Source organism: Pseudomonas sp. GLN_2 (genome assembly GCF_043106005.1).
Taxonomy (GTDB): Bacteria; Pseudomonadota; Gammaproteobacteria; order Pseudomonadales; family Pseudomonadaceae; genus Aquipseudomonas; species Aquipseudomonas alloputida.
The window spans coordinates 108,853-132,514 of the sequence record NZ_JBICMC010000090.1 but is presented as its reverse complement, the minus strand read 5'-3'; the positions used below and the strand labels follow the sequence as shown (position 1 = coordinate 132,514).

Genomic DNA, 23,662 nt, shown 5'->3' with positions numbered 1-23,662 from the left:
TGTCCAATAGAGGTGAAAGGCTGCCAGTTTTGAACGGTCGTGAGCCAGGGCGGTGGTGCTTATTGCTTGTCCGGTCGCTTCGTGACGCCGGGTTTTCACTTAATATTTCCCGTTTGCAGGTGTATCGTATTCGCCTTTATCGTCAGTCATGCTGGCAGTTTGATTGCACCGAAGCGAGGTACCCGCACCGATGTCCTTCACCCGTCGACAAATGCTCAAAGGCCTCACTGGCCTGGTTGTAGTAGGCCTGGGGGCCGGAGGCGCGGCGCGATACTGGTTGGGCAAGGTCGAGGACGAGAACGCCGGGCACGACTACGAGCTGATTGCCGCCCCGCTGGAAGTGGAGCTGGTGCCGGGTTTCAAGACCGAGGCCTGGGCTTTTGGCCCTTCAGCGCCGGGGACGGAGTTGCGAGTACGCCAAGGCACCTGGTTGCGGGTGCGCTTCATCAATCACCTGCCGGTCGAAACCACTATCCATTGGCACGGCATTCGCCTGCCGCTGGAAATGGACGGCGTACCCTATGTGTCGCAGTTGCCGGTCAAGCCGGGTGAGTACTTCGATTACAAATTCCGCGTGCCGGACGCCGGCAGTTACTGGTATCACCCGCACGTCAGCAGCTCTGAGGAGCTGGGCCGCGGTCTGGTCGGGCCGCTGATCGTCGAGGAACGTGAACCCACCGGGTTCCAGCATGAGCGTACGCTGAGCCTGAAGAACTGGCATGTGGACGAGCAGGGCGCATGGCTGCCTTTCAGCATTCCGCGCGAGGCTGCGCGCAACGGCACTGCCGGGCGGTTGATCACCATCAACGGCCAGGCCGACTCGATCACCGAGCTGCCGGCCGGCCAGGTGGTGCGGGTGCGCGTGCTGAACCTGGACAATACCTGGACCTACCGCCTCAACCTCAAGGGCAACTGCGAGGCGAGAATCTATGCCCTCGACGGCAACCCGGTGACCCCGCGTGCGCTGGACGAATACTGGCTAGGCCCTGGCATGCGTATCTGCCTGGCCATCCGCATTCCTGAGGCGGGTGAGGAAATTTCCCTGCGCGACGGTTTCGTGCGCCTGGGCACCCTGCGTTCGGTGGCCAGCAACGACGCGCCGAGTGACTGGCCGCCCGCGCTGCCGCCCAATCCGATCGCCGAGCCGGACCTGGAGAATGCCGAAAAGCTGAACTTCAATTTCGAGTGGGCGGCCAGCGTCTCTGTCACCCCTGATCCGGCCAAACCGTCGAGCATGTGGCAGATCAACGGCCAGGCCTGGGATATTACCGACAAGACCTGCGCCGACCGCCCCATCGCCACGTTGCAGAAGGGCAAGAGCTACATCTTCGAGCTTAAGAACATGACCCAGTACCAGCACCCGATCCACTTGCATGGCATGAGCTTCAAGGTGATCGCCTCCAACCGTCACGACATCAAGGAGCCGTGGTTCACCGACACCTACTTGCTGGGCAAGAACGAGCGCGCCCAGGTAGCACTGGTGGCGGATAACCCTGGGACCTGGATGTTTCACTGCCACGTCATCGACCACATGGAAACCGGCCTGATGGCCGCGATTGCGGTGGTCTGATGCGCCCGCAGATCATCGATCGCAGTCGCGATCAGGAGTTCATGCGCCTGGCGCTGGCCTTGGCCGCCGAAGGCGCGGCACTGGGCGAGGTGCCGGTGGGGGCGGTGCTGGTACAGCATGGGCAGGTGATCGGCCAGGGTTTCAATCGGCCGATCATCGACAGCGACCCCAGCGCGCATGCCGAGATGGTGGCGATCAGGGCGGCAGCCAGGTCGGCCAGCAACTACCGGCTACCCGGCAGCACCCTGTATGTGACCCTGGAACCGTGCAGCATGTGTGCGGGGCTGATCGTGCATTCGCGGGTGATGCGCGTGGTGTTTGGCGCGCTGGAGCCCAAGGCGGGGATCGTGCAGAGCCAGGGGCAGTTCTTTGGCCAAGGCTTTCTCAACCATCGGGTGATGGTGGAGGGCGGGGTGCTGGCGCAAGAGTGCGGGCAGATCCTCAGCGACTTCTTCAAGGCCCGCCGGGCCAAGGCTTGAGCTGCACCGGCCTCTTCGCGGGCAAGCCCGCTCCTACAGGTTCTGCGCAAATCTTGTAGGCGCGGGTTTGCCCGCGAAGAGGTCCTGACAGGCTTACATTGGCGACGACTTATCCGCTGGCTTGTCCTTGTTGACCCCGGGCACATGCAGGTTGCCCTCGGCCACCTGGCCTTCGAGCTGCGGCTGGGTCACCCAGGTGAGGATGTCGTAGTAACGACGGATGTTGGCCACGAAATGCACCGGTTCGCCCCCACGGGCATAGCCGTACTTGGTCTGCCGGTACCACTGCTTCTGAGCCAGCCGCGGCAGCATCTTCTTCACGTCCAGCCACTTGTTCGGGTTGAGCTTCTCGCGCTTGGCCAAGGTGCGGGCGTCTTCCAGGTGACCGCCACCGACGTTGTAGGCGGCAAGGGCGAACCAGGTGCGGTCCGGCTCCTTGATGCTGTCGTCAAGCTCTTCCTTGATCTTCATGAAGTACTTGGCGCCGCCCTGGATGCTCTGCCTCGGGTCCAGGCGGTTGGACACACCCATGGCCTGGGCGGTGCGCTGGGTCAGCATCATCAGGCCGCGCACGCCGGTCTTGGAGGTGACTTCCGGCTGCCACATCGATTCCTGGTAGCCGATGGCTGCCAGCAGGCGCCAGTCGACCTGCTCGACCTTGGCGTAGCTCTTGAAGTGCTTCTCGTACTTGGGCAGGCGCTGTTGCAGGTGCTGGGCGAAGGTGTAGGCGCCGACATAGCCAAGCACGTCGACATGGCCGTAGTAGCGGTCCTTCAAGCGTTGAAGGGTGCCGTTTTTCTGTGCTTTGTCGAGAAACTCGTTGATTTCGTTCAGCAGGCTGTTGTCCTCGCCTGCTGCCACTGCCCAGCGCTGGTCGCGGGTGTCGCCCAAATCGAAGGCGACCCGCACGTTGGGGAAATACACCTGGTTCATCGCCAGTTCGTTGGAGTCCACCAGGGTCAAGTCGATCTGACCTTCGTCCACCATGCGCAGCAGGTCGACCACTTCGACGGCGTCGGATTCCTCATATTGCAAGGCAGGGTACTGCTTTTTCAGCTCGGCCAACTGGTCAGCATGGCTGCTGCCCTTGAGCACCATGATCTTCTTGCCGACCAAACCCTTGGCGCCGGTGGGGCGCGCGCGGCCGTTGCGGTAGATGACCTGCGGGGTCACCTGCAGATAGGGATGGGAGTATTTCACCTGGGTTTTGCGCCGCTCACTGCTGACCAGGCCAGCGGCAGCCAGTACCGGGCCGGAAGGCTTGCCGAGGGCGTCGTACAGTTCGTCCAGGTTGTCGGCGGTCTCGATCTGCAGCTTTACGCCGAGATCGTCGGCGAAATGCTGGACCAGTTCGTACTCGAAGCCGGTTTCGCCGTTACGGTCCTGGAAGTAGGTTGCCGGGCTGTTGCGTGTGATCACGCGCAGCACGCCATCCTCCTTCACGCGCTCGAGGGTGCTGGGTTTTTCAACGCAGGCACCTAGCAGCAGAAAGAGTCCGGTTGCGAGAAGCCATTTGGCGCAACGCTGGCGCAAAGCAGTGTGGGCGAACATAGGTTGCAGTATACGCAAAGGACTGGCCCAACCATATCTCGACAACGGTTAGCTTGTCTGGTAGCGGGTTGTGTGGTTGGGGGAGGGGGGATTGCATCAGGGCTACCAGGTGCCCGGTTTGAGACATTCAGCGCCTGGGCGATCGCACAGGCGCTGAATGTGTTGAACCGGACACCCGGCGCCGCTCGATCTCGTCTCAAGCCGGACATCTCTGAAAACTGACCCCGAAGTCCGGTTCCGCCGCCCGGCAGGCGTGGCTTAGAGCAGGTGCCGAAAGCCATCGAATTAGGCTAGAATGCACGGCCTCTAAGCACACCCCTTCCTGAGGCTGTCCCGACGATGTTGATCCTGCGCGGCGCTCCTGCCCTTTCTGCCTTTCGCCACGGTAAATTACTCGAGCAACTGAGCCAGAAAGTCCCCGCTGTTACTGGTTTGTATGCCGAATTTGCCCACTTCGCCGATGTTGACGGCGAGCTGACCGCCGACCAGCAGCAGGTGCTGGGCCGTCTGCTCAAGTACGGCCCGAGCGTGCCGGTACAGGAGCCGACGGGTCGTCTGTTCCTGGTGGTACCGCGCCTGGGCACCATTTCGCCATGGGCCAGCAAGGCCAGCGACATCGCCCACAACTGCGGCCTGCAGTCGATCCAGCGCCTGGAGCGCGGCATCGCCTACTACGTGGCCGGCACCCTGAGCGACGCTGACGCCGCCCTGATCGCCGCCGAACTGCACGACCGCATGACCCAGCGTGTGCTCAGCCAGCTGGAGCAGGCCGCTGACCTGTTCAGCCACGCCCAGCCCAAGCCAATGACCTCGGTCGACATCCTGGCCGGCGGCCGTGACGCCCTGGCCAAGGCCAACATCGACCTGGGCCTGGCCCTGGCCGAAGACGAGATCGACTACCTGGTCAATGCCTTCCAGGGCCTCAAGCGCAACCCGAACGACATCGAACTGATGATGTTCGCCCAGGCCAACTCCGAGCACTGCCGCCACAAGATCTTCAACGCCAGTTGGGATATCGACGGCCAGGCCCAGGAAAAAAGCCTGTTCGGCATGATCAAGAACACCTACCAGATGCACAACGAAGGTGTGCTGTCGGCGTACAAGGACAACGCCTCGGTGATTGTCGGCAACGTTGCCGGCCGCTTCTTCCCGAACCCTGAAACCCGCCAGTACGGCGCGGTGCAGGAGCCGGTGCACATCCTGATGAAGGTGGAAACGCACAACCACCCGACCGCCATCGCCCCGTTCTCCGGCGCCTCCACCGGCTCCGGTGGCGAAATCCGCGACGAAGGTGCTACCGGCCGTGGCGCCAAGCCCAAGGCCGGCCTGACCGGCTTCACCGTGTCCAACCTGCGCATTCCGGGCTTCGAGCAGCCGTGGGAGCAGGCTTATGGCAAGCCCGAGCGTATCGTCGACGCCCTCGACATCATGATCGAAGGCCCTCTTGGCGGCGCTGCGTTCAACAACGAATTCGGCCGCCCGGCCCTGACCGGTTACTTCCGTACCTTCGAGCAAGCCATCAACACCCCGCACGGTGAAGAAGTGCGCGGCTACCACAAGCCGATCATGCTTGCCGGCGGTATGGGCAACATCCGTGAAGACCACGTGCAGAAGGGCGAAATCACTGTCGGCGCCAAGCTGATCGTGCTCGGTGGCCCGGCCATGCTGATCGGCCTGGGCGGCGGCGCTGCTTCGTCGGTGGCTACCGGTGCCAGCTCGGCTGACCTGGATTTCGCTTCGGTACAGCGCGAAAACCCGGAAATGGAGCGCCGTTGCCAGGAGGTCATCGACCGTTGCTGGCAGCTGGGCGACAACAACCCGATCGCCTTCATCCACGACGTGGGCGCTGGCGGTATTTCCAATGCCTTCCCTGAGCTGGTCAACGACGGTGGCCGCGGTGGCCGCTTCGAGCTGCGCAACGTGCCCAACGACGAGCCGGGCATGGCCCCGCACGAAATCTGGAGCAACGAATCGCAAGAGCGTTACGTGCTGGCCGTCAGCGCGGTCGACTTCGAGCGTTTCAAGGCCATCTGCGAGCGCGAACGTTGCCCGTTTGCCGTGGTGGGTGAAGCCACTGAAGAACCGCACCTGACCGTCAGCGACAGCCACTTCGGCAACACCCCGGTGGACATGCCGCTGGACGTGCTGCTGGGCAAGCCGCCGCGCATGCACCGTTCGGTTACCCGCGAAGCCGAGCTGGGCGATGACTTCGACCCGAGCGAACTGGACCTGGACAGCGCCGTCCAGCGCGTGCTGAACCACCCGGCCGTGGCCAGCAAGAGCTTCCTGATCACCATTGGCGACCGCACCATCACCGGCCTGGTTGCCCGTGACCAGATGGTCGGCCCGTGGCAGGTTCCGGTGGCTGACTGCGCCGTTACCGCCACCAGCTTCGACGTCTACACCGGTGAAGCCATGGCCATGGGCGAGCGTACGCCGCTGGCGCTGCTGGATGCCCCCGCGTCCGGCCGCATGGCCATTGGCGAAACCCTGACCAACCTGGCGGCTTCGCGCATCGAAAAGCTGTCCGACATCAAACTGTCGGCCAACTGGATGTCCGCGGCTGGTCACCCAGGTGAAGACGCACGCCTGTACGACACCGTGAAGGCTGTCGGCATGGAGCTGTGCCCGGAGCTGGGCATCACCATTCCGGTCGGCAAAGACTCGATGTCGATGAAGACCAAGTGGAGCGACGAGGGCGTCGAGAAGAGCGTCACCTCGCCGATGTCGCTGATCATCACCGGCTTCGCCCCGGTCACCGACATCCGCAAGACCCTGACCCCGCAACTGCGCATGGACAAGGGCGAGACCGACCTGATCCTGATCGACCTGGGCCGCGGCAAGAACCGCATGGGTGCCTCGATCCTGGCCCAGACCTACGGCAAGATCGCTGCCCAGGCACCGGACGTCGACGACGCCGAAGACCTCAAGGCCTTCTTCGCCGTGATCCAGGGCCTGAACGCCGACGGCCACCTGCTGGCCTACCACGACCGTTCCGACGGCGGCCTGGTCACCACCGTGCTGGAAATGGCCTTCGCCGGCCACTGCGGCCTCGACCTGCAACTCGACCCGCTGACCGACAGCAAGGGCGAAGTGCCGGCCATCCTCTTCAACGAAGAGCTGGGTGCGGTGATCCAGGTTCGCCAGGATGCTACCCCGGACGTGCTGGCACAGTTCAGCGCTGCTGGCCTGGGTGAAGAATGCGTCGCGGTGATCGGCAAACCAGTCAACAACGCTGAAGTGACCATCAGCCTGAACGGCGAAGTGCTGTTCGACGATGACCGTCGCATGCTGCAGCGCCAGTGGGCTGAAACCAGCTACCAGATCCAGCGCCTGCGCGACAACGCCGACTGCGCTGACCAGGAGTTCGACCTGCTGCTCGAGGAAGACAACCCGGGTCTTTCGGTGAAGCTGGGCTTCGACGTCAACGACGACATCGCGGCGCCTTACATCAAGAAAGGCGTGCGCCCGCAAGTGGCCATCCTGCGTGAGCAGGGTGTCAACGGCCAGGTCGAGATGGCTGCTGCCTTCGACCGCGCTGGCTTCGCCGCCATCGACGTGCACATGAGCGATATTCTCGCTGGCCGTGTCGACTTCGAAGCCTTCAAGGGCCTGGTCGCCTGTGGCGGCTTCTCGTACGGTGACGTGCTGGGCGCTGGCGAAGGCTGGGCCAAGTCGGCGCTGTTCAACGCCCGTGCCCGTGACGCCTTCCAGGCCTTCTTCGAGCGTACCGACAGCTTCGCCCTGGGCGTGTGCAACGGTTGCCAGATGATGTCCAACCTGCACGAGCTGATCCCGGGCACCGAGTACTGGCCGCACTTCGTGCGCAACCGCTCGGAGCAATTCGAGGCCCGCGTGGCCATGGTCGAAGTGCAGAAGTCCAACTCGATCTTCCTGCAGGGCATGGCCGGTTCGCGCATGCCGATCGCCATTGCCCACGGCGAAGGCCATGCCGAGTTCGCCAGCGAAGAAGCATTGCTGGAAGCCGATGTGTCCGGTTGCGTGGCCCTGCGCTACGTCGACAACCACGGCAAGGTCACCGAAGCCTACCCGGCCAACCCGAACGGCTCGCCGCGTGGTATCACCGGCCTGACCAGCCGCGACGGCCGCGTGACCATCATGATGCCGCACCCGGAGCGTGTGTTCCGCGCTGTGCAAAACTCCTGGCGCCCGGACGAGTGGCAGGAAGATGCCGCGCTGATGCGTATGTTCCGCAACGCGCGGGTGTGGGTGAACTAAGGCGTGTACAAGCTCGCCTTCTTCGTCCCCGCCAGCCATGTCGAAGTGGTCAAGGCCGCTGTGTTCGCTGCTGGCGGCGGGCGCATCGGTGACTATGAGCACTGCGCCTGGCAAACCCTTGGCCAGGGCCAGTTCCGCCCGTTGGACGGCAGCCAGCCGTTCCTCGGGCAAACCGGCCAGGTCGAGGTGGTGGAAGAGTGGAAGGTGGAGCTGGTGGTGGCTGACGAGCGGGTGGCTCAGGTCGTCGCTGCGCTCAAGCAGAGCCACCCGTACGAGACGCCAGCCTATGAAGTCTGGCGGCTCGCCGAGTTCTAGAACGCATCACGGCTATTCGCGGGCACGCCCGCTCCCACAGGGATATCACAATCTTCAGAACCTGTGATATCCCTGTGGGAGCGGGCGTGCCCGCGAAAGGGCCCTACAATCCAGCCACAATCTCCTTGCCTGGCTCCGGCCGCTTCAACATTCCACAAGCCAGCAACCCCACCTCGAACAGCACCCACATCGGCACTGCCAGCATCGTCTGCGAAAACACATCCGGCGGTGTCAGGATCATCCCCACCACAAAGCACCCGACGACCACGTAGGGCCTGCTGCGCCGCAATGTGGCCACATCGGCCAACCCTGCCCAGACCACGATGAACGTCGCCACCGGGATCTCGAACGCCAGCCCGAAGGCCAGAAACAGCGCCAGGATAAAGTCCAGGTACTGGCTGATATCGGTCATCATCGCCACGCCGTCCGGCGTCACGCTGGCAAAGAAACCGAACATCATCGGGAACACCAGAAAGAACGCGAACGCCATGCCGGCATAGAACAAAACGATGCTTGATACCAGCAGCGGCAGGGCAATGCGCCGTTCACGGCGGTACAGCCCCGGCGCCAGAAAGCCCCAGGCCTGATGCAGCAGCAGCGGCATGGCCAGGAACAGGGCGCACATCGCGGTCAGCTTGAACGGTGCCAGAAAGGGCGAGGTGACGCTGGTGGCGATCATGCTCGCGCCTTCCGGCAAAAAGCGCCGTAGCGGCTCGGATATGAGCGTGTACAGCGTCTGGGCAAAGGGGAACAGGCCGGCGAACACCAATGCCACCAGCGCCAGGCAACGCACCAGGCGTTTGCGCAGGTCGCGCAGGTGTTCGGTCAGGGGCATGCTCGCGGCAGGGTCCATGGCAATACTCATGAAGCATTTTCCTTGGGCAGCACGGCCGTGGCCGCATCATTGGCCGGTTCCGCGTTCAGGCTGATGCCCTGGCGGATCTCCTGTTCCAGGCGTTGCAGAGGTGCCTGGTCGAGGTTGGGCATCTCGATTTCGCGCTCCACCTGCGTGCGCAAGGCGTGCATGGCCCGGCGCGCCTGGCCCAGGCCGCGGCCGAGGGTACGGGCTGCCACCGGCAGGCGCTCGGGGCCCAGCACCAACAGCGCGACGACGCCGATCAGCAGCAACTCGCTGAAGCCTACCTCGAACATCAGGCCTGGCGGTCCGCTTGAGATTGCTGGGCAACTTGGCCGTTCAGCGGGCACTGTTGCTGCACGTGCGCCTGGTCAGCGGCGTTGGCGTCATTGTCACCACCCATGGACTTGCGAAAACCCTGGATCGCCTCGCCCACATCGCTACCCAGGCCCTTCAGGCGCTTGGTACCAAACAGCAAGAACACGATCAGCAGTACGATCACCAGTTGCCAGATTCCAATGCCACCCATAGCGACCACTCCTGTAAGGTCATGAAAAGGAAGGGCAATCCTGCCTTGCCTAGATGACGAGCACATGACGAACGGGCACTGCCATCTAGCTGAAACACCCCGCGTGTTGACTGGCGTTTTTATTCCGCGAGCGAGGCACGCACCGATGGGTGGAAGGCAACAGCAGGGTGTGGCCCTGTTGATGGTGATGGTGGTGCTGGCAATGCTGGCGGCGGGCATGGCCTGGCTGGTGGAAGATGGCCGGCGTCAGGTCGACGAAGTGCGCCTGCTGCACCAGCGAGTGCAGGTGCGGGCCATGGAGCAGGCCGGCCTGGCCTATGCCGGGCAGGCCCTGCGTGACCCCGCCTGGCGGCTCAGTCCGCTGTTCTGGCAAGCCTTGCGCGGGCAGCCGCTTAACTACGATTTTGGCGCTGGCCAGGCGCAGTTGCGGGTACGCGACCAGCACACCTGCTTCAACGTCAATGCGTTGCTGGGTGCCGATGGCGAACGCGCCGAGCGCCAGTTGCGTTACTTGCTGGGCAATGACATGGCGGCCGAACGCCTGGTCGATGCCCTGGCCGACTGGCTCGATGCCGACAGTGATGCCCGCCTGCAGGGCGCCGAGAGCGCCCAGTACCTGCGTCAGCAACCGCCACGGCTGGCGGCTGACCAGCCGATGCTCGACACCAGCGAGCTGAACCTGTTGCTGGAGTCGGACGCCAGCCGCCAGGCGCGTTACCCGATGCTGTGCGCCTTGCCCCAGACCACGGGTTGGCGGCTCAACGCCAACGCGCTGGGGTTGGAGCATCTGCCCCTGCTGGAGGCGCTGTATGAAGGGCGTTACTCGCGTTCGTTGCTCAGCCGCATTGTCAGCGGCAGGCCGGCGTCGGGGTATGTGGACGCGGCTGCACTGCGTCAGGCGCTGGGGGCGGTGGATGACGAAACGTTCGAACGGTTGAGCGAAGGGCTGCTGCTCAACAGCGGGCATTTTCTGTTGCAGCTGTCATTCGAGGAAGAGGGGCGGGTAATGCGCAGCGAGTTCCAGGTGGAGGCGCTGGGGGTGGTGCAATGGCATGCCCGGGTGCCCGCGCAGCAAGTGCGGGTGCGTAGCCGGGAGCCAATAGCCTGGTAACGTTCACTGACCTCTAAGCGGGCAAGCCCGCCCCTACGCTGGTTCTGAAACCAGTGAGCCCCCTGTAGGAGCGGGCTTGCCCGCGAAGAGGCCGGTACAGCCAGCAAACGCTGGCTGACCGGCACGGGATCAAACGGTCCCGATCTCCCCACCATCAATACGCTGGATCACCACCGTCGAAGCCCGCGGCCGCACGGTAGCCCCAGCCGGCGTCGCATCGGTCGCCTTGTCGGTATACGGCCAGTTGTCCGGGTGTTGAATGTTGACGAACAGCGTCTTGTTATCCGGGGTAAAGGTAATACCGGTCACCTCGCAACCATTTGGCCCGACAAAGAAGCGCCGCAGGTCCACCTGGTTCTGTGCGTTCACCGGCACCTGCTTGCCGCTGGCATCCACCAGGTCGGTAGGGATCACCGCCAGCAACTGGTCGTTGGTGTAGTCGGTCAAGGTGGTTTCGCCGTTGTCGGTCTCGAACCACAGCACGCCGCGGCTATCGAAGCTCATGCCGTCGGGGCTGGCGAACTGGTTCAGTTCGGTCAGGCCGGAGCGGTTGATGTCGGCGGTGCCGGCAGCGTTGGCGCCGAACACGAAGATGTCCCAGGTAAAGCTCAGTTGGTCGTCGCTGTCGTGCCAGCGAATGATGTGGCCGTGTCGGTTCGGGCCGCGTGGGTTCGCTGCATCGACCTTGTCCGGGGTACGTGCACTGTTGTTGGTCAGGGTCAGGTATACGTCGCCGTTCAGCGGGTTGACCGTGGTCCATTCCGGGCGGTCCATCGGCGTTGCGCCCACGGCGTCGCCAGCACCACGGGTGTTGAGGATGATGCCCGGCAGGTCACCATACAGCGCGCCCAGGGTGCTGCCGCCGGTGGTGGCGGTGGCCACGTCCAGCAGCAGCCATACGCCGGTGCCGTCGGCATTGAAGCGGGCCACGTAGAGTTTGCCTTGGTCGAGGTACTTGGCGCCGGTGGCCAGGCGGTCGGCCGGGTTGGCATCAGCGGCGTCCCACACGGCGGTGGACACCCACTTGTACAGGTACTCGTTGTTCGAGTCGTCACCCATGTACCACACCAGCGGCTTGCCGGCGACGGGCAGGCCGGGGGCGCAGCCCTCGTGGCGGAAGCGGCCCAGCGCAGTGCGTTTGGTGGCCAGGGTGCTGTTGTTGTACGGATCGATCTCGACGATGTAGCCGTAGGTGCTGGCTTCGTTGCGGTAGTCGTCGGTGGCGCTGGCGCCTTTGACGGTAACGTCGAAACGGGCGAATTCGTCGTCCACTTCGCTGGCGTCACCGGCAGCGGTTTCCCACTTGTACTGGCCGCTGGAGGTGCCCACGCCAATGCGGCGCTGGTCCTCGGGGCGGGTGCCCTTGTTGACGAAGATGCCCGGCCAGTTCTCTTCGCAGGTCAGGTAGGTGCCCCACGGGGTATAGCCGTTGCCGCAGTTGTTGTTGGTGCCACGGCAGTGGGTGCCAGCAGTGGAGTATTTGGTCTTGACGTGGTCGGTGCCACGCAGCGGGCCGGTGATCTCCATGCGTGAAGCAGTGGTGAAGCGACGGTTCAGCGGGTCGTTGTCGACCACTTGCCAACGGCCGTTGATCTTCTGCAGGCGTACAACGCCAGCACCGTGAGCGTTGATTTCCTTGCGCACTTCTTCAACCGGGCGCTTGCCGTTGACATCGGTAGTGGGGCCGGCCGGGTGCAGGGCGGCAGTGTCGATGTACTCGAAATTGATTGCCAGCAGGCCGTCTTCCGAGCTGCCGTTGATGGGGAAGAAGTGCATGCCGTCGTGGTGCATGCCCATGGCGTTGGCCTGGTCGGTCGAGGTGTTGCTGCCGTCGGACTTCCACGGGTTGCCGTTGCTGTTCAGTGGCGTACCCCAGGGCGCCAGCACGTAGGCGCTATAGCCGGCGGCGACCACACAGGCGTCGGTGCGCGAGCCTGGGATGGACTGGAAGCCCAGTGCCAGTTTCGGCACTTCCGGCTCGGTGACTGGCGGTTCGGTCACCGGGGGCTCGGTGACCGGATCATCGTGATCGGAACCACCACCGTCGAAGCAGCCTGTCAGGCCGGTACCGGCGATCATGGCGATGGCGGCGCCCAGGCTGCCGCGCATGACGCTGCGGCGGCTCAGGTAGGCGTCCATGACATTGGCCATCGGCAGGTTGCCGCTTTGGTTCCGGTCCAGGTTGTCGCCGGTATCTCGACTCATCAGGGTGTCCTTGTGTTGGCTGAGTGGGAGGAAACCGCGACTTTAAGGCGCAAGTGTGATGATTCCTTGGCAGAAATGTTAACGAGCTTTTAAAACTGCCAGTTCTTAGATTTATGGTCTACAGATCAAATTGGAATTGCTGTCGGATTTCTGCCATCAAACTGTAATGCCAACGCCGCAACATCCGGGTCCCTGAATGGACGTGGATAAGGATGGCGGATGCGATGGCGAGCAGTGTGCACAGGCGCGAAGTGATCGGCTGGATGGGTATCGGTGCCTTGGCACCGCTGCTCGGCGCCTGCACAGCCTTCCCAGGGCAGCAGGGCGGCAACGCCCAGCTCGACTTGCTGTACGTCGCCGATACCCTCGATGCCCGCCAGCCTGGCCAGGCGGTGGTACCGGCTACCCGGTTGGGGCCGGTCAGCCATTTGGGCCGCGCGCCCTGGATGACTGGCCGCAGTGCCAGTATCGCCTACCCGCAACTGGCGCCGCTGCTGGATGCCAGCCAGGCAACGGCAGCGCAACTGGGCGGTTATGCGGTGCTCGCGGCGTTGCTGGAACAACTGCGTGGCGAGGCCGGTGCGGGCAACAGCCTGACCCTGGAGAACGGCCAGGGCTGGAATGGCAGTGGCCTGGCGTACCTGACCCAGGGCGAAAGTGGTGTGCAAGGCAGCCAACTGCTGGGCATCGAAGCGCGGGTCAGCAGCGATGAGCGTGTGCTGTGGCCACAACGCAGCACGGGCCTGTATCGCCAGACCAGCGCCATTACCCTCGGCGCCGGGCTGGCAGACGCACAACGCCAGGCACTGGGCGTGCAAGCCCTGCACGTTTTCGAGCGCGGCGGTGCCCGTATTGCAGTGGTTGGCGTGACCGACCCCTATGCCCAAGACCAGAAAGCCTCTCTTAAACAGTGGTACCAGTCTCTGCTGCCTGTGTTCGAGCAAGCCCGGCGCGAGGCTGACCTGGTGGTGGCCATGGCCGATGCAGGCACGGGCCCCGGCCTGTGGCTGGCTGAACGGGTGCCGCAAGTCGACGTGCTGTTGTGCGCCCGTGGTCAGGATCTGTGGCCCGCGCCGGTCGAGGTCACCCAGGCCAGCGGTCGGCGCGTGCCGGTGCTGTTTGCCGGCTGCCGGGGCAGCGGTGCCTTCCGCCTGCGCTGCCAGCGTGTGGCCGGCCAGTGGCAGTTCGACGGGCGTTTTTTCCCGGCCTTTGAACAGCAACTGGCGCCTGCCGCGCAGCTGCGTGTCGCGCAACTGCAGGCGCAACTGCACCAGCAACGCGCCGGCCACGCAGCCTGGCTCGACCAGCCGCTGGCCCGCGCGCCCCAGGCCTTGTGGCGCCGCGATACCCGTGGCGGCAGCTGGGACCGCCTGCTGCATCAAGCCTTGGCCGACGATAGCAGCATGCCCGTGTTGCTGCCGGGCCTGCGTTATGACTACCCGCTGGCAGCAGGGGCGCCCATTACCCGCGAACACCTGATCAGCCTTACCGGTGGCTACCCGGCGCCAGTGGTCGAGGCACCGGCCAGGCAGGTCGAACAAGTGCTGGAAAACGCCGCTGAACAATTGTTCGGTGACCCGCTGCTGCTGGACAACAGCCAGGACCTGCCGCGCTGGCAGGGCCAGACCTGGAGCGTCAGCTACAGCCCACAAGGCAAGCGCATCACGGGGCTGGAGCCGGTGCAGGGCCTGTGCCGCACCTTTGGCCTGCAATTCGAAAGCCAGGCCGGCGAGCCACTGTGGCAGCGGGTCGAAGCCTGGCTGGCCCGTCAGCCTGACAACTGGCAACTGGCGCCGCTGCAACTGCCCGAAGTGCGTTACGTGCAGGGGCACCCAGGCTGGCACCCACGGCAGTTGGCCTCGTGATGCTCACCTCGCGTCTGCTCACCGGCGCTGGCCTGACCCTGGCCGGCTGGCTGTCTGCGCAGTGTGTGCTGCAGTTGAGCCGGCAGCCACACCCGGCCACGGCGCCTGCGGTGGCCGACAGCCCGCTGCCCGGGCTGATGGTCGGTCACTGGCAGGCGCCGCCCGACGACGGCGCCATCACCATTACCCGTCTGCCGCTGCAATACCTCGGCGGCCTCAAGGCCCAGCCATTGGCCGCCAGTGTGGTGGTGCTGCGCTACGGCGAGCAAGTGCGCACCCTGGCCCGCGGTCAGCGCCTGGCGCCAGGGATCGTGCTGCAGGACATCGACAGCGATGGCCTGATTTTCAACAACCAGGGGCGGCGTGAGCGCCTGCCCTGGCCGCCACGCCCCGCCGTGACCGGCTTCAAGCGGCAAGGATGAACGATGCCTGTTAGATACTGCATGGCGGCTGCGCTGAGCCTGGCCTTGTCCATGGCCTATGCCCAAGAGCCGGTGTTCGATGACAACGGTACGCCGATGTACGAAGTGAATTTCGTCGATACCGAACTCGGTGAGTTCATCGACAGCGTGTCGCGTATCACCGGCACCACCTTCATCGTCGACCCCCGGGTCAAGGGCAAGGTCACCGTGCGCACCGTCGACCTGCACGACGCCGACGCCATCTACGACATCTTCCTGGCCCAACTGCGTGCCCAGGGCTATGCCACCGTCGACCTGCCCAATGGCAGCGTGAAAATCGTACCCGACCAGGCCGCGCGCCTGGAGCCGGTGCCGGTAGAGGCGGGCGGGCAGCAGGGCGAGGGCAGCGACAGCGTGGCCACCCGCGTATTCAGCGTGCGCAACGCCGCCAGCGAACAGGTACTGGGCATCCTCAAACCGCTGATCGACCCGCGGGTTGGAGTGATTACACCGTACCCGGCGGCGCACCAGTTGGTGGTGACTGACTGGCGCAGCAACCTCGAACGCATCGCCAGCCTGCTGCGCCAGCTCGACCGCCCTCAAGAGGCACCGGGCAGCGGCAGCACCCAGGTGATCTACCTGCGCCATGCCAATGCCGGTGAAGTGGTCAAGGTGCTGCGAGGGCTCAGCCAGGAAGGGGCGGTGCCGGCTGAAGGCGCGGGCGAGGCAGAGGGCAAGGACCGGCCGGTGATGCCAGCCTCCGGTGGCCCGGGTATCCGCCTGGAATACGAAGAAGGGACCAATGCCGTGGTCATGGTCGGCCCCGACAGCGAGCTGGCAGCGTACCGGGCCATTGTCGAGCAACTGGACATTCGCCGTGCCCAGGTGGTGGTCGAAGCGATCATCGCCGAGGTGTCCGACAGCAGCGCCCAGGAGCTGGGCGTGCAGTGGCTGTTCGCCGACGAGAAGTTCGGTGCCGGTATCGTCAACTTCGGCAGTAACGGGGTGAATATCGCCAGCATTGCCGGGGCCGCCGCGAGTGGCGACAGCGAGGCCCTGGGTGACCTGTTGTCCACCACCACCGGTGCCACGGCAGGCATCGGCCATTTCGGCGGGGGCTTCAACTTCGCCATGCTGATCAACGCGCTGAAGGGCAAGAGCGGCTTCAACCTGCTGTCCACGCCCACCTTGCTGACCCTGGACAACGCCGAGGCATCGATCCTGGTTGGCCAGGAAGTGCCCTTCGTCACCGGTTCCGTGACGCAGAACAACGCCAACCCGTACCAGACCATCGAGCGCAAGGAAGTCGGGGTGAAGCTGCGCATCAAGCCGCAGATCAATATCGACAACAGCGTGCGCCTGGACATCGTTCAGGAGGTGTCGTCGATTGCCGACACCAGCTCGGCCAGCGACGTGATCACCAACAAGCGCGAGATCAAGACCAAGGTCATGGTCGAGGACAACGGCCTGGTGATACTTGGCGGCCTGATCAGCGACGAGTTGAGTACCAGCAACCAGCGTGTGCCGCTGCTCGGCGACATCCCTTATCTTGGCCGGTTGTTCCGCTCCGATGCCACCAGGAACACCAAGCAGAACCTGATGGTGTTCATCCGCCCGCGCATTCTGCGCGACGGCCCGAGCCTGGCGGGCCTCAGTGAAGACAAGTACCGCACCCTGCAGCAGACCACACCGCTGCAGTTGCCGGACCTTGCAGAGGGCACGCGGCTGTTGCAGGTATTCCCCGCCAGCCGCGCACGCCTGGAAGGCGGTGACTGGTGATGCTGCCCTATCGCCAGGCACGGCAGAGCGGAGTGGCGATGGCCCCGGCAGAGCAGGGCTGGCAGCTATGGCTGCGGCCCGACGCCGACAATGCCCAGTTGCAGGAGTTGCTGCGTGTGCATGGCCAGCCAAGCCTGCTCGAATACCTGGAACCTGCGCTGTTCGACGAGCGCCTTGGCCAGCTGTACCAGGCCGGCGATGCCGCCACCGAAGCGCTGATCGAAGGCATTGGCGACCAGGTCGACCTGGATAGCCTGATGAGCGAGATGCCGCGCATCGAAGACCTGCTTGAAAGCGACGACGAAGCCCCGGTGATCCGCCTGATCAACGGCCTGTTCGGCCAGGCGCTGCGGCTGCGCGCCTCGGACATCCATATCGAGACCTTCGAGCAGAGCCTGGTGGTGCGTTTGCGGGTCGATGGCCACCTGCGTGAGGTGCTGCGCCCTCCACGTGCGTTGTCGGCCATGCTGGTATCACGGATCAAGGTCATGGCCCGCCTGGACATTGCTGAAAAGCGTCAGCCCCAGGACGGCCGCATCACCTTGCGCGCGGCGGGGCGCGAAGTGGACGTACGGGTCTCGACCTTGCCCGGCATCCACGGCGAGCGGGTGGTGATGCGCGTGCTCGACAAGCAGGCCAGCCTGCTGGCGCTGGATAACCTGGGCATGCCGGCAGCGGTGTTGCAGGGCCTGCGCAGTTGCCTGGCGCGGCCCAACGGCATCGTGTTGTCCACCGGCCCGACCGGTTCGGGCAAGACCACGACCCTCTACGCCAGCCTGAACAGCCTCAACGACGGCAGCCGCAACATCCTCACCGTCGAGGACCCGGTGGAGTACGCCATCGCCGGCATTGGCCAAACCGCCATCAACCCGCGTGCCGGGCTGACGTTTGCCAGTGGCCTGCGCGCCATCCTGCGTCAGGACCCTGACGTGATCATGCTCGGCGAAATCCGCGATCAGGAGACTGCACAGATCGCCGTGCAGGCCAGCCTCACCGGCCACCTGGTGCTGTCGACCTTGCACACCAACAGCGCGGTAGGCGCAGTGACCCGCCTGCGCGACATGGGCATCGAGCCGTTCCTGATCGCCTCGTGCCTGCGCGGCGTCCTGGCCCAGCGCCTGGTGCGGCGTTTGTGCGGCTGTGCGGTGGCGCACCCGCTACAGGCCGCCGAGCGCGAGCTGTGGCCCGAGCTGGCGGCGCTGGGCAGCACTTATCACGCCGTAGGCTGCGAGCAGTGCCAGGGCAGCGGTTATATCGGGCGACTGGGGCTGTACGAATTTATCGAACTGGACGCTGGGCTCATCGGCTTGTTGTACGACGGCGCCAGTGAGCTGGCCATGCAGGATTACCTGGCTGATCGGCGCCAGAGCCTGGTGGCGATGGCCAGCGATTGCCTGGCCCGCGGTGAGACCAGCCTGGCTGAAGTGCTGCGCGTGGTGCAGGGCTAAGGCATGCCGACCTATCGCTACCAGGCCGTTGACCTCGCCGGCAAAACGCACAAGGCCAGCCTTCAGGCTGACAGTGAACGCCACGCCCGCCAGCTGCTGCGCGAGCAGGGCCTGTTCGCCCGCCAGTTGCAGCGCCATGAAGCCGGCAGCCGACAACCCCGACGCCAGCGCTTGAGCCGCGCCCAGTTGTGTGAGCTGACCCGTCAGCTGGCCACCTTGACCGGGGCCGGCATTCCCTTGGTCGATGCCCTTGCCACCCTTGAACGGCAACTGCGTCAACCCGCCTTGCACAGTGTGCTGGTGGCCTTGCGCGGCTCATTGGCCGAAGGCCTGGGCCTGGCCCGCAGCCTGGCCCGGCAGGGTGCACCGTTTACTGGCCTTTACTGCGCGCTGGTCGAGGCCGGCGAACGCTCCGGGCACCTGGCCCAGGTGCTGACCCGCTTGGCCGACCACCTGGAGCAGGTGCAACGCCAGCAACACAAGGCCCGCACAGCGCTGATCTACCCCGCTGTGCTGATGGGTGTGTCGCTGGCAGTGGTGATTGGCCTGATGACGTTCGTCGTGCCCAAACTCACCGAGCAATTCGCCCACGCCGGGCAAAGCCTGCCGCTGATCACCTCGTTGCTGATCGGCCTGAGCCAGGGGCTGGTGCACGCCGGGCCCTGGTTGTTAGGGGGGGCGCTGTTGCTCGGGGGGCTGGCTGGCTGGCTGCTGCGCAAACCGCACTGGTGCCTGCGTCGCGACCAGCTGCTGCTGCGCCTGCCGCGTATTGGCAGCCTGCTGCAGGTGCTGGAGAGCGCGCGCCTGGCGCGCAGCCTGGCGATTCTCACTGGCAGTGGCGTGGCCCTGCTCGAAGCCTTGCAAGTGGCCACCGAAACCATCGGCAACCGGCGTATCCGCCTGGCCATGGAGCAGGTGCGCCAACACGTGCAGGGCGGCACCAGCCTGCACCGTGCGCTGGATGCCAGCCAGCAATTCCCGCCGCTGCTGGTGAACATGGTCGGCAGCGGCGAGGCCAGCGGCACCCTGGCGGACATGCTCGAGCGCGTGGCCGACGACCAGGAGCGCGGCTTTGCCCGCCAGGTCGATACCGCCATGGCGCTGTTCGAACCCCTGATGATCCTGGTGATGGGCGCCGTGGTGCTGTTCATCGTGCTGGCGGTGCTGCTGCCGATCATGCAACTCAACCAGGGCCTGCAATTGTGACGACAAGGAGTATTGCCATGCAGCATCGACGTAACCGCCAACGCGGCTTCACCCTCATGGAGATCATGGTGGTGATCTTCATCATCGGCCTGCTGATCGCCGTGGTCGCGCCCAGCGTGCTGGGCAACCAGGACAAGGCCATGAAGCAGAAGGTGATGGCCGACCTGGCCACCCTGGAGCAGGCGCTGGACATGTACCGGCTGGACAACCTGCGCTTCCCCAGCAGCGAACAGGGCCTGGCCGCGCTGGTGAAAAAGCCGGCTCAGGAGCCAGTGCCTCGGGCCTGGCGCAGTGATGGCTACGTGCGTCGCCTGCCGGAGGACCCGTGGGGCACCCCGTACCAGTACCGCATGCCTGGGGAACATGGCCGGGTCGATGTGTACTCGCTGGGTGCCGATGGCCTGCCAGGTGGAGAAGGCCAGGATGCCGACCTGGGTAACTGGGCGCTGTAACGGTGCGTCATCAGCGCGGCTTCAGCCTGATCGAACTGTTGGTGGTACTGGCCATTGCCGGGCTGATGACCGGGCTGGCGGTGGCCGGCCTTGGCAACGGCCAGGCCAGTGTCGAGCAGGCACTGCAACGGCTGGCGGTCGAGGTCCGCGGCCAGGCCGCGCTGGCCCGACATGCGGGGCAACTGCGCGGGTTGCGCTGGAATGGCCAGCGCCCGGAGTTCGTCCGCCGCGAGGGCAATGCCTGGGTGGTCGAAGCGGTCCCGCTCGGCGACTGGCCCAAGGGCCTGCACCCGGACTGGCCCGCCAGCCCGCAACCGCGCGTGCTGTTCACGCCGCATGGCTGGGCGCAGGCGGGTAGCGTGCGCTGGCGCTGGGCCGATGGTAGTCAGCAATGGGCCTGGAGCCGCACCGATGGCATGTGGGTCGTGCCATGAAGCAAGCACAGCGTGGTTTCACTCTGCTGGAGGTGACCGTAGCCCTGGCAATCGCTGCCGTGCTGGCGGTGATCACCAGCCAGGTACTGCGCCAGAGGCTTGCAGTGCAGGACAACCTGCAACAGCACCGTCTTGGCCTGTTGTGCGCGCGTGAGTTGCAAGCCCGCTTTGCCGTCGAGCAGTACTGGCCTGCTGAAAACCAGGTAGCCGGCGAGCTCGGCCAAGGTGCCCAACTGTGTCACTGGCAATTGCAACTGCGCCGCACCGGCGTGCGCGACCTGCGCCGTGGCGAGCTACAGCTGTTCGCCGACCGCGACCAGCGCTTGCCGTTGGGCCAGTACACCGTGTTTCTGGAGCGCCCATGAAACACCGCCAAACCGGCCTGACCCTGATCGAACTGATGGTCGCTCTGGCCCTGACAGCCGTGCTCGGCATCATGCTGGCCGCCCTGGTCAACGGATGGCTGAAGGTGCGCGAACGCCTGCAGGACACCACGCGGCAAACCTCGGTGCTGGACTTTTGCCTGGCCCTGGAGCGGCGCTTCGACAGCCCGGTGCTGCGCCGTGTCTACGACCAGCGTCTGCCGCTGGCCAGCCGTTGGCTGGACTGGCAGCCCGCCAGCAACCAGTTGCTGTGGGTCGCCAGCACCGGCCTGCCGGCAGCCGAAGGTGGCTCGCGCCTGCAACGCCAGCGCCTGCGGTTCGAGGCCCGCGAGCAACGTCTGCTGCTGGAAAGCTCGGCGGACTTGTACGCCGCCGTCGCCCCGCGCTGGGTACAGCGCGAACGACTCGACCAGGTCAGCGCCATGAACGTTCTGTACTACCAGGGCGGCCGCTGGCTGGCCTGGCCTTCTGACCAACCGGTGCACCCAGGTCGTGGTGTGCGTCTGGAACTGCTGCGTGATGGAGCCCCCTATGTCTGCACCTTCGCCCTTCCATGGGGGCGCTCATGAAACTTGAATGGCGACGGCGTGCGCCGGCCCAGGTGTGGCTGCTGCTGCGCCCGGGTGCTGTCTGGCATTGGGCGCTGGTCCAGGACGGTATTTTGCAAAGCCAGGGGCAGGGCGAGCCACCGGCCAACCCGCAGGCCCATGTTGCGCTGGTCCTGCCTGCCGAGGCGTGCAGCCATTTTCGCGTGCCGGCCCCTCCCGGGCTCAAGCGCGAAGAATGGCCTTTGCTGCTTGAGGATCGCTTGCTGCAGGCCCCGCATGAGGTGGCCTGTGCTTGCCTGGCCCGTGAACCGGGGTACCTTCGTCTGTTGGTAGTGGCGCGTCAGCAGCTGGATGACTGGCGTGGCCAATGCGCCGAATGGGGCTTGCAGACGGTACGTTGCTGGGCGGAGCTGCAGCTGCTGCCACCACCCGAGCCAGGATGCGCTTGGCAATGGCAACGCACCCCCGGCATGTCGCTCTACAAAGGCTTGGCCGAGGACGGACAGGAGCACTGGCTGGCGTGGCCTGATGCCTTGGGTGGCGTGCCGCAGCCACCGTGGGCAGGGCTGCACAAGACGTTGCTGAGCGGCAATTGGCCAGCCGTATTTGCGCCGCTCGACACACTGCCCGGCCTGTTCGACCGCGCCCGCAAGGTGCGCTCGTTGCCGGCGGCCTCCCGCCAGCAGCAGCGGCTGCTGGCAGCTTGCCTGGTGCTGGCCACCGTTTGGGGTGGCCTGTGGGTGAGTCAGCAATGGCGTCAGGCGCAACTCTGGCGCAACCAGGTCGTTGCCGTGACCGGCGAGCAGGCCAGCCCTCGGCACGCGGCACAGGCCCTCAAGCGCCTGCGCGAGAGCGTACTGCAGCAGCAACTGCGTACACGTCAGCTAGACGACCTGCAGGCTCGCTTGCAGACCTGGCTGCGTGCCAACCCCGGCTTGCGCCTGCAAGCGGTGCGCTTCGATGGTCAGCGTTGGCACCTGCGCCTGGAGGGCGAGGGCAGTGCGCCGCCATGGCGTGATATGGCGGCTGCCGCTGGCGCCACAGTGCAGGTTCAAGAAGGCCAAGTGATCTTCGACCTGGGAGCAGCTTCATGAACCGGGACTGGCTACAGCGTCATCGCTTCACGTTCGCCTGGGGACTGATCGCCCTGCTGCTGGCCTTCCTGGCCCTGCGCGAAGGCGTTGCGCAATGGCGCGTGCTTGGCCAGTGGCGTGTGCTGGCCGAACAGGCGGCCAGCCTGCAAGGCGGGCCCGGTTTGAACCTGGAGCGGCTACGTCAGTCGGCCCAGGCCCGTGGGGTTGAACTGACCGAAGTCGATACGCAAGGCAAGGCCTGGCAACTGCGCGGGCAGGTGGCCGATGAGCGCATGCTGCAAGGCTGGGTGCAGAGCCTGCGTGCAGAAGGCGCACTGCCGTTGCAATGGGGGCTGGAGCAGCAGGGCAAGGCTTTGCGATTTGATCTGGTGGTGCAGCCATGAGCCGCAGTGCAGCAATGGCCTGGGTGTTACTGGTATTCGTGCTCACGCTGTTTATCGAGCTTCCGGCCAATTGGGTGGTGCGTGCGTTCGGCCTGCCGGTACGCGATGTCGGTGGAAGCCTTTGGCAAGGGCAGGCACAACGATGGGGGCCGGTCGGGCCGTTGCGCTGGACGCTGCAGCCCTGGCGCTTGCAGGCGAATGCGCAAGTGGGGTTCCAGGGGCAGGCCTGGCAGTTGCGTGCAGAAGGCTGGCCCTGGCGTTGGCGGCTGGAGGCATCAGCCAAGGGGCCTTTGGCGACGGTCTCGACGGATTACCGCCTGGCCGGCCAGTGGCAGGGTGTGTTGAGGATGCAGGGGACAGGGCGCCAATGCCAGGCCAGTGAAGGCCGCGTGATCGTAACCGACCTTGCCCTGAGCGACCCTTGGTCCCTAGGCCTTGGGCACGGCTGGCTGGAAATGGATTGCCGCAGTGGCTGGCACCTGCGCGGGCAGTTGGCGCAGCAAGGGCAACATCAACTGACCGTGGATGCCGACCTGCCAGGACGCCAGGCGCAGGTGGTGTTCCAGCTGCAGCCTGAAGCGCAGTTGACGCCATTGTTGCGTGGCGCCCAATGGCTTGGGCCGCAGGCCTTGGCGGGGCAGCGAGACCTTCGTTGGTAAGCAACAACGTGGCGCGGCCACCTGTAGATACGCTGCGAGCGGTCGAGCTTTTCTGAGGTGCTCGGGGCTTAAGCGCTTGGTCGTATCGATGGTGCATACCCGCGAAGCAGGCTGCGCGTTGCGTGGCACCGGCTGCGCCGGTGTTCGCGGGTGAA

22 protein-coding genes are annotated in these 23,662 nt (G+C 65.0%); 17 read left to right on the top strand and 5 right to left on the bottom strand.

What is annotated here, in order from left to right:
* The first annotated feature begins 190 nt into the window (after positions 1–190).
* The gene (locus ACF8Q6_RS22815) at positions 191–1,570 is read left to right on the top strand and encodes a multicopper oxidase family protein (RefSeq protein ID WP_392489642.1); all 1,380 of its coding nucleotides are present in this window, start codon (positions 191–193) and stop codon (positions 1,568–1,570) included.
* Entirely contained in the window at positions 1,570–2,049 is a 480-nt protein-coding gene (tadA, locus tag ACF8Q6_RS22810; RefSeq protein ID WP_012051365.1) for a tRNA adenosine(34) deaminase TadA, read from the top strand. Before ACF8Q6_RS22815 ends, tadA begins: the two co-directional genes overlap by 1 nt.
* 93 nt (positions 2,050–2,142) lie before the next feature.
* Here tadA and mltF read toward each other — a convergent pair whose 3' ends face one another.
* Complete coding sequence (gene mltF, locus ACF8Q6_RS22805; RefSeq protein WP_392489643.1) at positions 2,143–3,600, bottom strand: membrane-bound lytic murein transglycosylase MltF; 1,458 nt, start codon at positions 3,598–3,600, stop codon at positions 2,143–2,145.
* 339 nt (positions 3,601–3,939) lie between these two features.
* On the opposite strand from mltF, the gene purL reads away from it, so the two are divergent.
* Both purL and ACF8Q6_RS22795 read left to right on the top strand, forming a co-directional pair.
* Positions 3,940–7,839, top strand: a complete 3,900-nt coding sequence (purL, locus tag ACF8Q6_RS22800) for a phosphoribosylformylglycinamidine synthase (RefSeq protein WP_012051367.1) — start codon at positions 3,940–3,942, stop codon at positions 7,837–7,839.
* Between the two features lie 3 nt (positions 7,840–7,842).
* Positions 7,843–8,154 (top strand): NGG1p interacting factor NIF3, encoded by a 312-nt coding sequence (locus ACF8Q6_RS22795; protein ID WP_392489644.1) that lies wholly within the window; start codon positions 7,843–7,845, stop codon positions 8,152–8,154.
* 103 nt (positions 8,155–8,257) lie between these two features.
* On the opposite strand, the gene tatC is transcribed toward ACF8Q6_RS22795, so the two are convergent.
* From tatC to tatA, 3 genes are read right to left on the bottom strand one after another with little or no spacing between them, the layout of a single operon-like run.
* On the bottom strand, positions 8,258–9,019 hold the full coding sequence (gene tatC / locus ACF8Q6_RS22790) for a twin-arginine translocase subunit TatC (RefSeq protein WP_003255015.1): 762 nt from the start codon (positions 9,017–9,019) through the stop codon (positions 8,258–8,260).
* Positions 9,016–9,306, bottom strand: a complete 291-nt coding sequence (gene tatB, locus ACF8Q6_RS22785; RefSeq protein WP_003255013.1) for a Sec-independent protein translocase protein TatB — start codon at positions 9,304–9,306, stop codon at positions 9,016–9,018. Before tatB ends, tatC begins: the two co-directional genes overlap by 4 nt.
* A complete protein-coding gene (gene tatA, locus ACF8Q6_RS22780; RefSeq protein ID WP_012051370.1) occupies positions 9,306–9,539 on the bottom strand; it encodes a twin-arginine translocase TatA/TatE family subunit in 234 nt (77 codons plus the stop codon). The genes tatB and tatA overlap by 1 nt, the downstream gene beginning before the upstream one ends.
* Before the next feature lie 145 nt (positions 9,540–9,684).
* On the opposite strand from tatA, the gene gspK reads away from it, so the two are divergent.
* Complete coding sequence (gene gspK, locus ACF8Q6_RS22775; protein WP_392491400.1) at positions 9,685–10,650, top strand: type II secretion system minor pseudopilin GspK; 966 nt, start codon at positions 9,685–9,687, stop codon at positions 10,648–10,650.
* 129 nt (positions 10,651–10,779) lie between these two features.
* On the opposite strand, the gene ACF8Q6_RS22770 is transcribed toward gspK, so the two are convergent.
* Positions 10,780–12,855, bottom strand: a complete 2,076-nt coding sequence (locus ACF8Q6_RS22770; RefSeq protein ID WP_014859299.1) for a PhoX family phosphatase — start codon at positions 12,853–12,855, stop codon at positions 10,780–10,782.
* A gap of 224 nt (positions 12,856–13,079) precedes the next feature.
* Between ACF8Q6_RS22770 and ACF8Q6_RS22765 the strand changes: the two genes are divergently transcribed.
* From ACF8Q6_RS22765 to ACF8Q6_RS22710, 12 genes are read left to right on the top strand one after another with little or no spacing between them, the layout of a single operon-like run.
* Positions 13,080–14,720: a lipoprotein UxpA gene (locus ACF8Q6_RS22765; protein ID WP_392491399.1), complete on the top strand. Its 1,641-nt coding sequence runs from the start codon at positions 13,080–13,082 to the stop codon at positions 14,718–14,720.
* Positions 14,720–15,142: a pilus assembly protein PilZ gene (locus tag ACF8Q6_RS22760; RefSeq protein WP_049588493.1), complete on the top strand. Its 423-nt coding sequence runs from the start codon at positions 14,720–14,722 to the stop codon at positions 15,140–15,142. Before ACF8Q6_RS22765 ends, ACF8Q6_RS22760 begins: the two co-directional genes overlap by 1 nt.
* 21 nt (positions 15,143–15,163) lie before the next feature.
* Complete coding sequence (gene gspD, locus ACF8Q6_RS22755) at positions 15,164–16,900, top strand: type II secretion system secretin GspD (protein WP_221100936.1); 1,737 nt, start codon at positions 15,164–15,166, stop codon at positions 16,898–16,900.
* Complete coding sequence (locus ACF8Q6_RS22750) at positions 16,900–18,348, top strand: GspE/PulE family protein (protein ID WP_180690157.1); 1,449 nt, start codon at positions 16,900–16,902, stop codon at positions 18,346–18,348. Before gspD ends, ACF8Q6_RS22750 begins: the two co-directional genes overlap by 1 nt.
* 3 nt (positions 18,349–18,351) lie before the next feature.
* Complete coding sequence (gspF, locus tag ACF8Q6_RS22745) at positions 18,352–19,554, top strand: type II secretion system inner membrane protein GspF (protein ID WP_088512953.1); 1,203 nt, start codon at positions 18,352–18,354, stop codon at positions 19,552–19,554.
* Between the two features lie 17 nt (positions 19,555–19,571).
* Positions 19,572–20,006 carry a type II secretion system major pseudopilin GspG gene (gspG, locus tag ACF8Q6_RS22740; RefSeq protein ID WP_004575677.1) on the top strand — a complete coding sequence of 145 codons (435 nt, stop codon included), beginning with the start codon at positions 19,572–19,574 and terminating at the stop codon, positions 20,004–20,006.
* Between the two features lie 2 nt (positions 20,007–20,008).
* Positions 20,009–20,440, top strand: a complete 432-nt coding sequence (gspH, locus tag ACF8Q6_RS22735) for a type II secretion system minor pseudopilin GspH (RefSeq protein WP_003254996.1) — start codon at positions 20,009–20,011, stop codon at positions 20,438–20,440.
* Positions 20,437–20,805, top strand: coding sequence for a type II secretion system protein GspI (locus tag ACF8Q6_RS22730; RefSeq protein ID WP_392491398.1), 369 nt, complete (start codon positions 20,437–20,439; stop codon positions 20,803–20,805). Before gspH ends, ACF8Q6_RS22730 begins: the two co-directional genes overlap by 4 nt.
* Positions 20,802–21,392 carry a type II secretion system protein gene (locus tag ACF8Q6_RS22725; RefSeq protein WP_014589891.1) on the top strand — a complete coding sequence of 197 codons (591 nt, stop codon included), beginning with the start codon at positions 20,802–20,804 and terminating at the stop codon, positions 21,390–21,392. Before ACF8Q6_RS22730 ends, ACF8Q6_RS22725 begins: the two co-directional genes overlap by 4 nt.
* Positions 21,389–22,465, top strand: coding sequence for a type II secretion system protein GspL (gspL, locus tag ACF8Q6_RS22720; RefSeq protein ID WP_392491397.1), 1,077 nt, complete (start codon positions 21,389–21,391; stop codon positions 22,463–22,465). The genes ACF8Q6_RS22725 and gspL overlap by 4 nt, the downstream gene beginning before the upstream one ends.
* A complete protein-coding gene (gspM, locus tag ACF8Q6_RS22715) occupies positions 22,462–22,848 on the top strand; it encodes a type II secretion system protein GspM (protein WP_014859960.1) in 387 nt (128 codons plus the stop codon). The genes gspL and gspM overlap by 4 nt, the downstream gene beginning before the upstream one ends.
* Complete coding sequence (locus ACF8Q6_RS22710) at positions 22,845–23,507, top strand: hypothetical protein (RefSeq protein WP_392491396.1); 663 nt, start codon at positions 22,845–22,847, stop codon at positions 23,505–23,507. The genes gspM and ACF8Q6_RS22710 overlap by 4 nt, the downstream gene beginning before the upstream one ends.
* Positions 23,508–23,662: the final 155 nt, after the last annotated feature.